This window comes from Sphingomonas swuensis (assembly GCF_039538045.1).
Classification (GTDB): Bacteria; Pseudomonadota; Alphaproteobacteria; order Sphingomonadales; family Sphingomonadaceae; genus Sphingomicrobium; species Sphingomicrobium swuense.
This window is the reverse complement of record NZ_BAABBQ010000001.1, coordinates 809948-824484: the sequence shown is the minus strand read 5'-3', so window position 1 is coordinate 824484 and position 14537 is coordinate 809948. Positions and strand designations below refer to the sequence as shown.

Sequence of the window (14537 nt, the reverse complement as noted above, 5' to 3'; positions counted from 1 at the left end):
GTGCGCCGCCCCTCTGAAGGTCTGCCTGGAGGGGATCAGCCCGCCTTGGCGACACCGACAAGGGCCGGCCGGAGCAGGCGATCCTTGAGCATGTAGCCGGCCTGCATCTCCTCGATGATCGTGCCGGCTTCCGCATCGGACGGAATCTCGATCATCGCCTGATGCTTGTTGGGATCCAGCGCCTGCCCCTTGGCCTCGATCCGGGTCACGCCGTTGCGCGCGAACACCGAGTCGAGCTCGCGCGAGGTCGCCTCGATGCCCTCGATGAAGGCCTTGAACCGCTCGTCCTCGCGCGCACCCTCGGGCACATGCGACAAGGCGCGATCGAGATTGTCCTTCACGCTCAGGATGTCGCGGGCAAAGCCGGTGTTGGCGTAGGCGACCGCCTGCAGTCGCTCCTGGTCAGAGCGGCGGCGCACGTTCTGGATCTCCGCCGCGGCATAAAGTGCCTTGGCCTGAGCCTCCTCCAGCTCCTTCTGAAGCTGGGCGAGCTGGTCATGCTCCTGCAATTCGGGAGCATCCTCCGCGGTCTCCGCACGGATTTCCTCGGCCTCTTCGTGAAGCTTGTTCATTCCTATCCCATCAATCTGGTGAGTGCCTGCGCTGTATAGTCCACCATGGGAACGATCCGCGCATAGTTCAACCGAGTCGGCCCGATGACTCCCACCACTCCGACCACCCGGCCCTCCGCTCCCCGATAGGGTGCGGCGATGACGCTTGAACCCGACAAGGCGAACATCCGGTTTTCCGATCCGATGAAGATACGGCAGCCCTCCCCCTCCCGGGCGCTTTCGAGCAGGCGGACAATTTCCTGCCGGTCTTCCAGTTCGTCAAGCAGCTTGCGCACCCGCTCGAGGTCGAGTGCGGCGACCTCGTCGAGGAGATTTGCCTGCCCGCGCACGATCAAAACGGGCCTCGCCGGACCATCGTCACGCCACTCGGCAAGGCCGGTCGCAACCAGTTCTGCAGCAGCGGCATCGAGCGCCTCGCGCCGCTCCTTGATCTCCAGCCGGAGCCGACCCTCGGCTTCGCCGAGGGTCATGCCGGTCAGGCGAGCGGAAACGAATTGGCCGACCTCGGCCAGCGCGGGCGCCGACATTCCGGGAGGAAGATCGACCACCCGGTTCTCGACACTGCCATCCTCGGCGACCAGCACCGCGAGCGCCTGTCCCGGGCCGAGCGGCACGAAGGCAAGCTGGCGAAGGCGCCGCTCGAACTTTGGGGCGACCACCACGCCTGCGCAAGCCGACAGGCCCGACAGCGCTGCGGTGGCGTTAGCGAGCGCTTCCTCGATCGGCCGATCGCGCATCTGATGCTCGATCGCGGCGCGTTCCTCCGCGCTCGGCAGATGCGCCTGCATGATCCCGTCGACGAACAGTCGAAGCCCGCTTTCCGTCGGGATGCGACCGGCGGACGTGTGCGGATGGGTGAGCAGCCCGCGATCCTCGAGCTCGGCCAGGACCGAGCGGATCGAGGCGGGCGAAAGGTTCACCGAGCCGGTAAGCGCCTTCGACCCGATCGGTAGTCCGCGATCGAGATAGGCCTCGACCACCAGCCCGAAGATGTCGCGCATGCGGGTCGTCAGTTCGGGCAGCGGCGGCGTCATGGGCAGCATGTAGGAGGTGTGACACGGCCCCTCAATCCGGTAAGGGCGCTCGCGAACCATCATCAGGAGAATGACCCCATGCGCCCATCCGGCCGCGCCCCCGACCAGATGCGGACCCTGAGCTTCGAGCCCGGCTTCACCAAGCATGCCGAGGGGAGCTGTCTCGTAAGCTTCGGCGAGACCCGGGTGCTGGTCACCGCCAGCCTCGAGGAGAAGGTGCCGCCGTTCCTTCGCGGCAAGGGCCAGGGCTGGGTCACCGCCGAATATGGGATGCTGCCGAGGGCCACCCACACCCGCGGCGCGCGCGAGGCTGCCAAGGGCAAGCAGTCGGGCCGCACGCAGGAGATCCAGCGGCTGATCGGTCGCAGCTTGCGCGCGGTCACCGACCTGTCGCTGCTCGGCGAGCGCCAGATCGTGCTCGACTGCGACGTCATCCAGGCGGACGGCGGGACCCGGACGGCGGCCATCTCGGGTGCCTGGGTCGCGCTTCGCCTTGCAGTCGACGGGATCATGGGCAAGCTCAGCGCCGACCCGATCCGCACCCAGGTCGCAGCGGTGAGCTGCGGCTTCCACAATGACACGGCGGTGCTCGACCTCGACTATATCGAGGATTCGAACGCCGGCAGCGACGGCAATTTCGTGCTCACCGCCGACGGCGCGATCGTCGAGGCGCAGCTGACGGCTGAAGGCGCGACCTTCGACGAGGAGGGGCTCCTTCGCCTTCTCCGCCTGGCTCGCATCGGCTGCGGCGAGATCTTCGAGGCGCAGCGCAGGGCCTGCGGCCGGTGACCCCCGTCGGCCCGAAGCTGGTCATCGCGACCCACAATGAGGGCAAGCTGCGCGAGATCCGCGCGCTGGTGGCGCCGTTCGGGATCGAGTGTGTCGGCGCGGCCGAACTGGACCTCCCCGAGCCCGAGGAGACCGGGACGAGCTTCGTCGCCAATGCCGAGCTCAAGGCGCGGGCCGCGGCCGATCTCAGCGGCCTTCCCGCTTTGTCCGACGACAGCGGGCTGAGCGTCGACGCGCTGAACGGCCAGCCGGGGATCCACTCGGCGCGCTGGGCCGAGGACGAGAGCGGACGACGCGACTTCGGTCACGCGATGGAAAAGGTCGAAGCGGCGCTTCGGGCGGCCGGCGAGGAAGCGGGACGCGACGCGCACTTCACCTGCGCCCTCTCGCTCGCCTGGCCCGACGGGCGGATCGAGAGCTTCGAGGGCAAGGTCTTCGGTCACCTCGTCTGGCCGCCGCGCGGCGACAACGGGTTCGGCTACGATCCGGTCTTCGTTCCTCACGGCCACGAACTGACCTTCGGCGAGATGGCGCCCGAGGCCAAGCATGCGATGAGCCATCGCGCCCAGGCGTTCGAGCAACTGGTGGCATGGCTTCGGACCTAGCGCTCTACATCCACTGGCCGTTCTGCGTCAGCAAATGCCCCTATTGCGACTTCAACAGCCACGTTCGCGACAGCATCGACCAGAATGCGTGGCGCGATGCGCTGCTCGCCGACCTTGCTCATGAGGCGGCTCTGCTGCCCGGACGGCGGCTGACCAGCATCTTCTTTGGCGGCGGCACGCCCTCGCTGATGCACCCGGTCACCGCCGAAGCACTGATCGCTTCGGCGAAGAAGCACTGGGAGGTGGACGACGAGCTCGAAGTCACGCTCGAAGCCAACCCGTCCTCCGTCGAGGCCGAGCGATTTGCCGACCTCGCTGCTGCGGGAGTCAACCGGGTGAGCCTCGGCCTCCAGTCGCTCGACGACAATGCACTGCGCTTCCTCGGCCGTGCCCATTCTGCCCGCGAAGGATTGGCAGCACTCGACGTCGCGCAGCGGCACTTCGCCCGCGTCAGCTTCGACCTCATCTATGCCTTGCCGGGGCAAAGCGCCGAGGAATGGCGCTCGATGCTCGGCCGGGCGCTTTCGCTCGGGACCGGCCATCTCTCGCTTTATCAGCTGACGATCGAACCGGGCACGCGCTTCGCCGCGCTTCATGCCGCGGGCAAGCTCGCTCCGCTCGACAGCGACGCTGCCGCGGACCTGTTCGAGCTGACCGCCGCGCTGACTCAAGCCCAGGGTCTGCCTGCCTACGAGATCAGCAATCACGCGCGGCCGGGTGAGGAGAGCCGCCACAACCTCACCTACTGGCGCTACGGCGACTATGTCGGCGTGGGTCCAGGCGCGCACGGCCGACGCCTCGGCGAGCGAACCGTTCGCCATCGCAAGCCCGAGAACTTTCTTTCGGGCATGGCGCGCAATGGCCACGGCATGGTCGAGGAAGCGCCCCTGTCGCCGATCGAGGCCGCCGACGAGGCACTGGTCATGGGCCTGCGGCTCGCCGAAGGCATCGATCCGGAAGCGATCGCCGACCGCTTCGGCCTGTCACAACTGCTCGATCGTGCGGCAGTCGAACGGCTGGTCGCGAGCGGTCACCTGGAGTGGGCCGGCGCACGGCTCCGCACGACGCCGGCTGGCCGACTGCTGCTCGACACCATCCTCGGGCTGGTCGCGGATCCTCAGCTCGGCGGCGTGACGCGTTCCGAATAGCTGCTGATATAGTCGCCGATCTGGCTGTCGGCGTCAGTCTCCGCGGGCTTGCGCGGACGACCGTTGCGAATATCGAAGCTGACCAGCGCCCCCCGGAAGGCGCTGAGCTGGGCACCGCACTCGGCGCGGGCCATGCCTTCGAAGTCGGCGGCGGTCTTCTTCTCGTCCTGTGCCTTGGTCACCGCTGTCCGCAGGCAGGCGATGAACGCCTTGCGCTGCACCGATCCATCCGCCTGAGCCGCGGCGGCGGCCATCACCATCAACGCTCCCGTGAACATCTTTCGGCCCCCCGTAAGTTGTTGCCGGGGAAGAATGACTCACGTTTTTGCGCTTGGCTAGTCCCTCAAGGGAAGGAGGTGGGCGCCGGAGAGACGAGGGTTGATCCGGTCGCGGTCACGCTGCGCACCTCGAAGGCGCGCTGGGCGACATTGTCGGACCGGAAGCGGAAGATCCCGTCGACTCCGGCAAAACCCTCGCGGTCGGCGATGGCACCCACCGGAAAGCGGCGCCCGACCGGCCAGTTGCGCGAGGCGCGGACCGCGAGGAGCACCGAATCATAGCCGAGGCTTGCGATCCGTGGCGGCGCCGCGCTCGAGTAGCGCGCCCGGTAGCGCTGCACGAACTGGCTCCAGCGGCCCTGAGTCGGAGCGGCATACCAGGAGCCGCGCAGGCGAGCGGTGCTGCCGGGGTTGCCCGAGGCCCACAATTCGGTGCCGAGGATGCGCGCACCCGAGCGAATGGCGGGAGCGGCAAGCGCCGCCGAACGAGGCGAGTCGGCAACGAGAACCGCGTCATAGGGTCGCGAGCCGAGACGACGGGCCGCGCCGCGGGCGTCCTCGGACCTCGCGTAGGTCTCGATACCGACGACCTGTCCTCCCGCCCGCTGGACCGCCACCGCGAAGGCCTGCGCCGAGCGCTGGCCGTAGGTGCTGGTCGGAACAAGCGCGGCGAAGCGCCGTGCGCCGGACGAGGCAGCCTGAGCGACTACGCGCTCGATCGCCTGATTGGGGGTGAAGCCGAGGATATGGGTGCCAGGCGCCGCGGCGCTCGCATCGTTGCTGAAGGCGATCACCGGGACTCGGGCACGCTGGGCAATCGGCGTGACCTGGCGCACGTCCTCCGACAGCAACGGGCCGAGAATGAGGTCGTTGCCGCCGGCGATGGCCCGCGACGCCGCGACGGCCGCTCCCGCCTCCGCAGTATCGAACAAGCTCAGCTCGAATGCCGTGCTCTTGCTGTCGAACAAGGCCAGTCTGGCGGCATTGCCGAGCGCCTGGCCGACGACCGCGTCACCCCCGCTCATCGGAACCAGCACCGCGACCCGGTTGACCTTGGGAGCGCCGGGCGCGACGGGTCGTCCACCAGGACGGGTCGCGCAGCCGGCAAGCAGGCTGGCGGCGAGCGTCGCGACAAGAAGGTGGCGCCTGCCCAGCGCCGCTGAGAAAGAGATTGCCATGACGCCTCCACGCATGTCCGAGCCCCTGCGCCCTGGCCTCTACATCGTTGCCACCCCGATCGGCAACTTGGGCGATCTGTCGCCACGTGCAGCCGACACGCTTGCGCGCGCCAGCCTGATCCTGGCGGAGGACAAAAGGGTCTCGGCGCGGCTGGTCGCGGGGGTTGAGCCGCGACCGCCGATGCGGACCTACAACGATCACAGCGACGAGGCCGACCGGGCGGCGATCGTCGCGCGCCTCGGCGAGGAAGCAATCGCTCTCGTCAGCGACGCAGGCACGCCCCTCATCAGCGATCCGGGCTACAAGCTCGTGCGCGATGCCCGGGCAGCCGGACACGAGGTCGTCACCATTCCCGGTCCCTGCGCCGCCGTCGCCGCTCTGACGCTCGCGGGTCTTCCGACCGATCGCTTCCTCTTCCTGGGCTTTCTCCCACCCAAGGAGAAGGCACGGGCCGACGCGATCGCAGAGGTGGCGGCGGTCAGGGCCACCCTCGTGCTCTACGAGAGCGGCCCACGCCTCGCGGCTTCGCTCAAGGCGCTTGCCGACGGTCTCGGCGACCGCGACGCGGCGGTCGCCCGCGAGCTGACCAAGATGCACGAGGAATGCCGCACCGGCAGTTTAGGCCAATTGGCGGCGCGCTATGGGGAGGCCCCGCCCCGGGGAGAGATCGTGATCGTGATCGCTCCGCCGGCGCCGCCCGAGGCAGCGAGTGCCGACCAGCTCGACGAAGCCCTCAGGCAGGCGATGCTCACGGAGAGCCCCAGCCGCGCCGCTGCAACAGTGGCGCAGCAGCTTGGGATCAAACGGAAACTCGTTTACGAGCGTGCGTTACAGCTTGCGAAATGATCCTCACCGCACTCCTCCTTGCCGCCGCGCCGCCTGCAACCCGTCCGCGGACCGCATCCTCACCCCGTCGAGCCGCAGCAAGCGCTACGGTCAAAGCCCCGTCGGCAGACTGGCTCAAGGGCCTGTGGGTGGCCGACACCGACAAGGGCGAGCAGATGGAAGGCTGCGCGAGCTGGCAGGCGCTCTTCTACCAGGCCGACGGCCAGTATCTGCAGGGCGAGGTGACCGGCCGCTGGTCGCTCGACGGAACGACCCTCGAACGGCACCAGATCGCCTACGCCGAGGGTGGCGGCGACGAGGAGCAGGTGACCGGAGAGGAAGTGCGCCGGGTGGAGCGAGTCTCGGCGGACCGGATGCGCGAAGTCGGACCCGACAAGAAGTCGACCCTCTACCTGCGCTGCCCTCTTCCGGAGACGCCCGTCGCGCCCTGACCGCGCCCAGGCCGAACAACGTGGACGGCGGGCGGAGACGCTCGCCGCATGGTATCTGCGGCTCAAGGGTTGGACGATCCTCGGGCGACGGGTGAAGACCAGGCTTGGCGAAGTGGACCTGATCGCCCGGCGCGGCTCGGTCCTTGCCTTCGTCGAGGTCAAGGCCCGCAGCAGCATGGCGCAGGCCGAGATCGCGCTCGATCGGCAGCGGCTCCGCCGCGTTGCCGATGCCGCCAATCTCCTGTTGCCGCGATTCCTCGGCAAGGCGGACAGCGTCCGGATCGACGTCGTCCTGATGGTCCCGCGCCGCTGGCCGCGGCATCTGGTCGACGTGTGGAACGGATGACAGGAGCCGAGCATCCCACTAAGGGGCGGGCCAGCCATCCCTGGGAGCAATCATGACCCTGCGCGTCGCGGTCCAGATGGATCCGCTCGAATCCATCAACATTGCCGGCGACTCAACCTTCGCGCTGATGCTTGCCGCGCAGGCACGGGGAGCAAGCCTGTTCCATTACTCCGCCGACGCCCTCACCTACGAGGATGGGCGGGTGCGGGTGCTTGCGACTCCGATCCGGGTGCAGCGGGTGGACGGTGGCCACTTCACCGCCGAGCCGCCGGTCGTCATCGATTTGGTCGAAGACATCGACGTCGTTCTCATGCGCCAGGATCCTCCGTTCGACATCGCTTATATTACCGCGGCGCATTTGCTCGAGCGGCTGGAGGGCAGGACGCTGGTGGTGAACGATCCCGCCAACGTCCGGAGCGCGCCCGAAAAGCTGTTCGTGCTCGACTTCGCGCGCTTCATGCCGTCGACGCTGATCACACGCAGCCTCGACGAACTGACCGCTTTCCATGCGCGCCACGGCGAGATCGTCCTCAAGCCCCTGCATGGCAATGCCGGCGCGGCGGTGTTCCGGATCGGCCGCGACGGCAGCAATCTCAAGGCGCTCGCCGAACTCTTCTCGGATGTATGGAAAGAGCCCTTCATCGCGCAGGCCTTCCTTCCGGCAGTCAGCGAGGGCGACAAGCGGATCATCCTCGTCGACGGCGAGCCGATCGGCGCCATCAACCGGGTGCCCGGCGACGGCGAGATCCGATCGAACCTCGCGGCGGGCGGGACCGCTCACCGCACCGAGCTCAGCGCCCGCGAGCGCGAGATCTGCGCCGCGCTCGGCCCCGAGCTCAAGGCGCGCGGCCTGCTATTCGTCGGGATCGACGTGATCGGCGGCATGCTGACCGAGATCAACGTGACCTCGCCGACCGGGCTGGTGGCGCTCGACCGCTTCGACGGGATCGACAGCGCCTCGCTCATCTGGGACGCGATCGAGGCCAAGCTCGCCAGGGAAGCTAACACCCGTGGGTGACTGGGTCATCCGCATGATCGAGCAGTCCGGCTACCTTGCGGTCGGGTTCCTGATGTTCCTCGAAACGGTCTTCCCGCCGATCCCCTCGGAGGTGATCATGCCGGTTGCGGGCGTTGCCGCGGCCAAGGGCAGCATGAGCCTTGGCGGCGTGATCGCCAGCGGGACTGCCGGCGCGATGCTCGGCAACATCGTCTGGTACCTTGCCGCCCGCGCCCTCGGGATCATTCGCCTGAAGCCGCTGATCGACCGCTACGGTCGCTGGGTCACCATGAACTGGGAGGAGGTCGAGCGAGCCGAGCGCTGGTTCAAGGCGAACGGCACCTTCTTCGTCTTTCTCGGGCGCATGCTCCCGACGGTTCGGAGCCTCGTCTCGGTTCCGGCCGGGCTGCTCAAGATGCGGTTCAAGACCTTCTGCATCGCCTCGACCATCGGCACGGCCGGCTGGACCGCCGCCCTCGCCTTTGCGGGCTACGAACTGCGCGGTCAGTTCACCGAGGTCGACGAGTGGCTCGGGCCCGTCAGCAACGCCATCCTGGTCGTGCTGCTGGTCGGCTATGTCTGGCGGGTGATCCGCTTCCAGCCGGATGAGTGATCCGAAATGGATGAGCTTTCGGCCGTTTGGCTGAGGGCCATTCGGACCAATTCGGCTGTTTAGCGCCCCGTTAAGCCCCTCCCCTTCAGTCCGGGACTGTCGAGGCGGCTGGTCCTGAATCCCCACACAGTGTCGCCGTCTCGACGACCCCGATCACGCTCGCGGATGCGCGGTCCGGTAGACGTCGAGCAGATGCGCGGCGTCCACCGCCGTGTAGATCTGGGTCGATGACAGGCTCGCATGCCCGAGCAATTCCTGAAGCGTGCGCAGGTCGGCGCCCCCGGCGAGCAGATGAGTCGCGAAGCTGTGGCGAAGCGCATGTGGCGTCAGCCGGTCGTCAAGCCCGAGCTGGCGCCGCGCCAGCGCCACCGCCCGGCGGACCACGTCGGCGCTGAGCGGTCCGCCCTTGGCGCCGCGGAACAGCGGCAGGTCGCGCTCCAGCGGCCACGGACAGAGCCGGACATAATCGGTGACGGCCGCGGCGACGAGCGGAAGGACCGGCACCACGCGCGTCTTGCCGCGCTTGCCCAGAACGCGAACGGTCCCGCCGAGCGGATGGACGCTGGCGGGCAGGGCCAAGGCTTCGGAAATCCGCAGGCCCGATCCGTAGAGTAGGAGCAGCAGCGCGGTATCGCGAGCGGCGATCCACTCTGACCGTGCCATCGCCCCGGTCTCCTCGGCGAGTGCGACCGCGTCGGCGGGCGCCGCGGGACGTGGGAGGGTTCGTGGGCGCTTGGGAGCCCGGACCTTGGGCAGGGCCGGAATCTCCCCCTGCTGCTCGGCGGCAAAGCGCAGGAAGGCACGGGCGGCGGACATCTCGCGCGCTGCGGCCGCGGGACCGAGCCCCTCGCCTCTCCGGGCTGCCAGGAAGGCCCGAAGATCGGCGGGCGGCAGGGCGAGCAGCGAAGACGGGCTCGGCGGTTCGCCATGGTAGCCGGAAAGGAAGTCGATCAGGCGATGCGCGGTGGCGACGTAGGCGCGTGCGGTGTGCGGGCTGCGCCGCCGATCGAGCCGAAGCACTTGGTCGAAGCGGACGGCAAGCGCCCGCGTCTCGGTCAGTCGATCAGCGTCCACCGGCGGAGCATAGCGCCAAGCGCCGCGCCGAGGAACAGCAGCAGTTCGGACCCGTGACGCGCGTCGAGTGGCTGCTCCTCGCGCTGGCCGAGCAGGAGCAGGGTCTCGGGCAGCGCATCGGGCAGGCGTACCAGGGCTTCCGCGCGAATGAGGTCGCAGGCCGGTCCGAACAGGGCATGACCGCGGATCACGGTGCGAAGCTCGACGGGCTCTGCAGCGGCGAGCCACTGCCGGAGCAGCGCCGCCTCGGTATGCTGCACCCCGCTGCTGTCGACCCGGAAGCCGCGCTTGCCGACGATCAGCCCGAGCGCGACCGCATCAAGCCCGAGAATCAGCGGCCATTCCTGCACCACGATGTGCAGCAGATGCTCGAAGCTGGATGCCTCCATCCCGGCCAATACCGCCTGGTGGATGGCCGCGACGGCCCCGCTCTGCCCGCGAGCAAAGGCGAGCAGGTCCTCGCGCGCTTCCTCGGCCGCCTCGGCGCGCGCGCGGAGGCGGGCGAGTGCATGATCCTCGAAGGAGAGGAGTTGTCCCATGCCGCAAGTCTAGGCGCGGGAAGGTTAACGTCCAGTGCCCTTGATCAGCCGATCTTCTGCCCGGTCGCTTCCCAGTCCTTGAGGAAGCCGGCGATGCCCTTGTCGGTCAGCGGATGGTTGAAAAGCGCCTTGATGACCGAGGGCGGCGCGGTCATCACGTCGGCGCCGAGCTTGGCGCTCTCGTGGACGTGGATCGGATTACGGACGCTGGCGACCAGGATTTCGGTGCCGAAATCGTAATTGTCGTAGATCATCCGGATGTCGGCGATGAGCTCCATGCCCGGATAGCCGACGTCGTCGTGACGACCGACGAACGGCGAAACGAAGGTCGCTCCCGCCTTGGCGGCGAGCAATGCCTGGTTGGCCGAGAAGCACAAAGTCACATTGACCATCGTCCCCTCGCCGCTCAGCGCCTTGCAGGTCTTGAGCCCGTCGAGGGTCAGCGGGACCTTGATGGTGATGTTCTCGGCGATTTTCCGAAGCACCTCGGCTTCGCGCATCATTTCGGCATGATTGAGTGCGACCACCTCGGCGGAGACCGGGCCGGGGCAGATGCGCGCGATCTCGGTCACCGTCTCGATGAAGTCGCCGCCCGACTTCATGATCAGGCTCGGGTTGGTGGTCACGCCATCGAGGAGACCGCTGTCCATCAGCTCCCGGATGTCGGCGAGATCGGCGGTATCGGCGAAGAACTTCATGGCTTCTATGATCCTCGAGTGCGGTTGCCCTGCGCTTAGCGGGGCGGCACAACAGCGTCCATGACCGAACATGTCCTCATCGAACGTCGCGGACCTCACCTGCGAATCGCGCTGAACCGGCCCGAGCGCCGCAATGCCATTACCGTGGCAATGTATGCCGCTCTCGCCGACGCCATCTCCAGCGCACAGGACGATCCGGAGTTGCGGGTCATTACCCTCGAGGGCGAAGGCGTCGACTTCACCGGCGGCAACGACCTTGCCGACTTCATGAAGGAGATGCCGCAGGACGGGCAGACCGACATTCCGGTGTGGCGTCTGCTGCGTGCACTCGCGACCAACAAGGTGCCGCTGATCGCCGCCGTTCACGGCAATGCGGTCGGGATCGGCACCACCATGCTGTTCCACTGCGACCTGGTCGTCGCGGAGGAAGGCACCCGCTTCAAGATGCCCTTCACCGAGCTTGGCCTGGTGCCCGAGGCTGCCAGCTCCTTGATCCTCCCGCGCCTTGCCGGGCGTCAGCTCGCGGCGAAGTACCTCCTGCTCGGCGAGGCCTTCGGCGTCGACGAGGCCGAACGCTTCGGCCTCGTCACCCATCGCGCGGCCGGAGGAACGTTGGGCGAGACCCTCGACCGAGTGGTCGCCATGCTTCTGTCCCGCCCGACCGAGGCGGTACGCCTTACCCAGCGGCTGCTACGCGGCCAGGCACACGACGAGATCCTCGAGCGGATGGAGTGGGAGAATGGTCACTTCTCGGAGCGCCTGACCTCCGACGAGGTCAGGCACGCCATCACCAGCTTCTTCGCGGCGCGGTCAGCCCGCTAGCACGCCTTTCCGTTCGACTTGGTGCAATTGACGTTCCCATTGTTTCCGTTGTTGCCCTGTCCGTTGCTGTTCCCGCTGTTGCCGGGCGACGGTGCCGGAGCTGGCGCTGGTGCTGGCGCAGGTGCTGGCGTCGGAGTGACAGTCGGCGTTGGAGTGGGAGTCGGCGTCGGGGTGGGTGTCGGCAATGGGGCCGGAGCCGGAGCCGGCGTGGGTGACGGAACCGGCGTCGTCGGAGTCGTCGGAGTCGTCGGCGTGGTGGGCGTCGTCGGCGAAGTCGGCGACGGCGCAGGGGTGCCTGGCGACAGTTCGCTTCCAGCCCCGCTGCCTGACGCCGTCCTCAGCCCGCCAGCAATCCACACCCGCTTCGACTTGGTGACGGTGATCGTCGGCCCCTTGAAGAGCAGGAGGTCGGTCGGCTGGGTGTAGGTAACCCGAAGGTCCTTGTAGCCGTCGGCGGGAACATCGGTGACGGTGGTGGCGAATACGCCCGGGCCAATGCCGTAAACCGCGGCGTTCATCGCCTCGTCGATCTTGGTGTCAGCAGGGGTGGGGTAAAGCGTCGCGAAGCGTGCGCCCTGCCCGAGCGCATGCTGGATGCCCGAATTCGCGCGGAACACCAGCCCGGCCTGGACCATCATCCAGACCATGACGATGAATACGGGAAAGGCGAACGCCATTTCCACGGTCGTTGCACCACTGTTATCGCGAATGACGGAGGGCTTGCTCATTTCGTCCTCATTCCTGCCGACGCGGTGACCAGATAGTTCCCGTTGGCGAGCTTGACCCCGATCGGGATGGTCGGAAACAGGGGGTCATATTCTTCGTGCACGTCGACCTGGATGTAGTGCGATGCTTTCTCGCCGGCTTCGCAGGAGCCGATGGCGAAGCCGTCGGCGTCACGGCCTTTGTCGGGCAATCTGCGACCATCGCAATATTTTGGGAAAGTGACGGTGACCTGGCTGGCATTCACGCCGGCCTGAAGCGCGACCTCGTCGGCAATGGTCGTCTGCACCGTCGCCAGCTGGGTCGTCTGCATGACCTTTTCGACCGCACGCTGCGCGCCCTGCTCGAGCGCAAGCTTGCGGCTGTAGGCAAGGCCGAGGTCGGAGGCGCCCATGACGAGTGCGGCCAGGATCGGTGCGCAGAGTGCGAGCTCGATGATCGCGGCACCTTGCTCGTCGCGGCCAAGATGACGTAGCGGGCGCATCACGCGACCAGCCTGACGAGCCAGCCGCCACCGGTCTGGCCGGTGATCCCGGCCCCGCCACAGGTGCTGCCCATCTTGAAGCCGCTGTTGCCGGTGAAGTCGACCCGGCGCGCGACGATCTGCATGCACTTCTGCTGCGCGACGCCGCCGCCGCCGTTATAGAGCAGGGAGCGATTGGGCATGTACATCACGCCCTGAATGCCGGACGTATTGTTGCCGTTGACGTGGTTCGTCCCGCGCTTGCCATCATCGGTGGCCATACGGTCCTGGTAGAGCGCGACACCTTTGTAAGGCTCGCCGTCTCCCGTCGGAGCCTTGACGTTGAGGGTTCCACCGGTGAACCGGAAGTTGCCGGTCTGGGCCCGGTTGGTGAAGTTGGTCATGATGATGGTGCAGCCGTCACAGGTGATGCTGGCACCCGTCGTGTTCATCGTCAGGTCGTCTTTGTCGCTGCTCGTGTTGATGACGTAGGTACCGGCGCCAAGCGTCAGCGCCCCTTTCACGTCGAACCCGCCATTGATGCAGATGATCTTGCCGGTGTCCTCACCGGAAGCCGCCCGGTCGATCGGGTAATCCGCCTGCTTGGACGAGATGGTGATCGGGGAGCCGTCGCAATTCGCGCTCGTCGGCGTTGGAAGATTGGCATAGGGATCCGCCGCCGGCTCGCTGTACGGATAGTAGTTCTTCACCTTCCAGTTGGCCGACTTGGAATATTCGACGCCGCCAACGGCCGCGATGCAGCCCGCCGTGACGGTCGAGCCGTCGCCGGTGTTCTTGAAGGCCTGGTTGCTGTGCGTGCTGTTGGCGATCAGGCAGCAGTTGCCCAGATCGACTGTCGTGCTGCCGCCGATGTCGGCGCCGACCACGTCGCGGCTGTCGAGCGCGATCACGCAATATTCGCCGGCCCCCGGCACGCTCGCCGCGCGGGCCCTGACGGTGATCACCGGCGCCGCGCTCATGAAGAAGGAGCTGAACGGCAGCGCCTTCTGCAACTTGAGAGTCACTTCGACCTGGTTGGTCCGCCGATCGGGTGCCGGCGTATCCTCGATCGAGGTGTCGACTTCAGGCGATCCGAGCAGGATTCCGGCATGCTGGTTGAGGGCGAGGTCGCGATTGACCGCGGCGACGACGCCCGTATCCGCGCCCATTGCTGTAGCGTTGCGCTCGTAGACTCCGGCGATGGCGGCGGAGTCGGCGGCACGCTGGAGCTGGCGCTTCCACAGCGCCCATTGGATCGTGTCGGTGGCGAGCCCGGCCCCTGCCAGCAGCAGCGGCATGGCCGCCGCAGTGATGATCAGGATGTTGCCCCGCTCGTCGCGCCGGAGCTTCTTAAGCAGTCGCAGCATTCGGTTCCTCGCG

General features: G+C 67.4%; 18 protein-coding genes and 1 pseudogene. 9 read left to right on the top strand and 10 right to left on the bottom strand.

The window, feature by feature from the left end:
• Nucleotides 1-35: 35 nt before the first annotated feature.
• Together grpE and hrcA are read right to left on the bottom strand one after the other, a co-directional pair.
• A complete protein-coding gene (gene grpE, locus ABD727_RS04155; protein WP_344706118.1) occupies nt 36-572 on the bottom strand; it encodes a nucleotide exchange factor GrpE in 537 nt (178 codons plus the stop codon).
• A gap of 2 nt (nt 573-574) precedes the next feature.
• Nucleotides 575-1606 (bottom strand): heat-inducible transcriptional repressor HrcA, encoded by a 1032-nt coding sequence (gene hrcA, locus ABD727_RS04150; RefSeq protein ID WP_344706117.1) that lies wholly within the window; start codon nt 1604-1606, stop codon nt 575-577.
• A 78-nt stretch (nt 1607-1684) separates the two neighbouring features.
• Between hrcA and rph the strand changes: the two genes are divergently transcribed.
• The 3 genes from rph to hemW are packed head-to-tail and all read left to right on the top strand — an operon-like array spanning nt 1685 to nt 4148.
• Nucleotides 1685-2395, top strand: coding sequence for a ribonuclease PH (gene rph, locus ABD727_RS04145; protein ID WP_344706116.1), 711 nt, complete (start codon nt 1685-1687; stop codon nt 2393-2395).
• A complete protein-coding gene (gene rdgB / locus ABD727_RS04140) occupies nt 2392-3000 on the top strand; it encodes an RdgB/HAM1 family non-canonical purine NTP pyrophosphatase (RefSeq protein ID WP_344706115.1) in 609 nt (202 codons plus the stop codon). Before rph ends, rdgB begins: the two co-directional genes overlap by 4 nt.
• Nucleotides 2985-4148, top strand: a complete 1164-nt coding sequence (hemW, locus tag ABD727_RS04135) for a radical SAM family heme chaperone HemW (RefSeq protein WP_344706114.1) — start codon at nt 2985-2987, stop codon at nt 4146-4148. Before rdgB ends, hemW begins: the two co-directional genes overlap by 16 nt.
• On the opposite strand, the gene ABD727_RS04130 is transcribed toward hemW, so the two are convergent.
• Both ABD727_RS04130 and ABD727_RS04125 read right to left on the bottom strand, forming a co-directional pair.
• A complete protein-coding gene (locus ABD727_RS04130) occupies nt 4118-4426 on the bottom strand; it encodes a hypothetical protein (RefSeq protein WP_344706113.1) in 309 nt (102 codons plus the stop codon). The genes hemW and ABD727_RS04130 overlap by 31 nt on opposite strands.
• 65 nt (nt 4427-4491) lie before the next feature.
• Nucleotides 4492-5604 (bottom strand): penicillin-binding protein activator, encoded by a 1113-nt coding sequence (locus tag ABD727_RS04125; RefSeq protein WP_344706112.1) that lies wholly within the window; start codon nt 5602-5604, stop codon nt 4492-4494.
• A 13-nt stretch (nt 5605-5617) separates the two neighbouring features.
• Here ABD727_RS04125 and rsmI point away from each other — a divergent pair, with 13 nt between their 5' ends.
• From rsmI to ABD727_RS04100, 5 genes and pseudogenes are all read left to right on the top strand, one after another.
• Nucleotides 5618-6451 carry a 16S rRNA (cytidine(1402)-2'-O)-methyltransferase gene (rsmI, locus tag ABD727_RS04120; protein ID WP_344706111.1) on the top strand — a complete coding sequence of 278 codons (834 nt, stop codon included), beginning with the start codon at nt 5618-5620 and terminating at the stop codon, nt 6449-6451.
• Nucleotides 6452-6579: 128 nt separating this feature from the next.
• A complete protein-coding gene (locus ABD727_RS04115) occupies nt 6580-6882 on the top strand; it encodes a hypothetical protein (protein WP_344706110.1) in 303 nt (100 codons plus the stop codon).
• A gap of 1 nt (nt 6883) precedes the next feature.
• Nucleotides 6884-7228 (top strand): annotated as a pseudogene (locus ABD727_RS04110) (YraN family protein); the annotation flags it as partial.
• Nucleotides 7229-7280: 52 nt separating this feature from the next.
• On the top strand, nt 7281-8246 hold the full coding sequence (gshB, locus tag ABD727_RS04105; protein ID WP_344706109.1) for a glutathione synthase: 966 nt from the start codon (nt 7281-7283) through the stop codon (nt 8244-8246).
• Nucleotides 8239-8838 carry a DedA family protein gene (locus tag ABD727_RS04100; protein ID WP_344706108.1) on the top strand — a complete coding sequence of 200 codons (600 nt, stop codon included), beginning with the start codon at nt 8239-8241 and terminating at the stop codon, nt 8836-8838. Before gshB ends, ABD727_RS04100 begins: the two co-directional genes overlap by 8 nt.
• Before the next feature lie 153 nt (nt 8839-8991).
• Here ABD727_RS04100 and ABD727_RS04095 read toward each other — a convergent pair whose 3' ends face one another.
• From ABD727_RS04095 to fsa, 3 genes are read right to left on the bottom strand one after another with little or no spacing between them, the layout of a single operon-like run.
• The gene (locus tag ABD727_RS04095) at nt 8992-9912 is read right to left on the bottom strand and encodes a tyrosine-type recombinase/integrase (RefSeq protein ID WP_344706107.1); all 921 of its coding nucleotides are present in this window, start codon (nt 9910-9912) and stop codon (nt 8992-8994) included.
• Nucleotides 9894-10451 (bottom strand): DUF484 family protein, encoded by a 558-nt coding sequence (locus ABD727_RS04090; protein WP_344706106.1) that lies wholly within the window; start codon nt 10449-10451, stop codon nt 9894-9896. Before ABD727_RS04090 ends, ABD727_RS04095 begins: the two co-directional genes overlap by 19 nt.
• A 44-nt stretch (nt 10452-10495) precedes the next feature.
• Nucleotides 10496-11149, bottom strand: a complete 654-nt coding sequence (fsa, locus tag ABD727_RS04085) for a fructose-6-phosphate aldolase (RefSeq protein ID WP_344706105.1) — start codon at nt 11147-11149, stop codon at nt 10496-10498.
• A 60-nt stretch (nt 11150-11209) separates the two neighbouring features.
• Here fsa and ABD727_RS04080 point away from each other — a divergent pair, with 60 nt between their 5' ends.
• Entirely contained in the window at nt 11210-11971 is a 762-nt protein-coding gene (locus ABD727_RS04080; RefSeq protein ID WP_344706104.1) for an enoyl-CoA hydratase-related protein, read from the top strand.
• Here the strand turns inward: ABD727_RS04080 and ABD727_RS04075 are convergent.
• Genes ABD727_RS04075 through ABD727_RS04065 form a run of 3 tightly spaced genes read right to left on the bottom strand, consistent with a single transcriptional unit; the run spans nt 11968 to nt 14524 of the window.
• Entirely contained in the window at nt 11968-12699 is a 732-nt protein-coding gene (locus ABD727_RS04075) for a TadE/TadG family type IV pilus assembly protein (RefSeq protein WP_344706103.1), read from the bottom strand. The two genes, ABD727_RS04080 and ABD727_RS04075, sit on opposite strands and share 4 nt — an antisense overlap.
• On the bottom strand, nt 12696-13178 hold the full coding sequence (locus ABD727_RS04070) for a TadE/TadG family type IV pilus assembly protein (RefSeq protein WP_344706102.1): 483 nt from the start codon (nt 13176-13178) through the stop codon (nt 12696-12698). Before ABD727_RS04070 ends, ABD727_RS04075 begins: the two co-directional genes overlap by 4 nt.
• The gene (locus tag ABD727_RS04065; protein WP_344706101.1) at nt 13178-14524 is read right to left on the bottom strand and encodes a pilus assembly protein TadG-related protein; all 1347 of its coding nucleotides are present in this window, start codon (nt 14522-14524) and stop codon (nt 13178-13180) included. Before ABD727_RS04065 ends, ABD727_RS04070 begins: the two co-directional genes overlap by 1 nt.
• Nucleotides 14525-14537 lie beyond the last annotated feature (13 nt).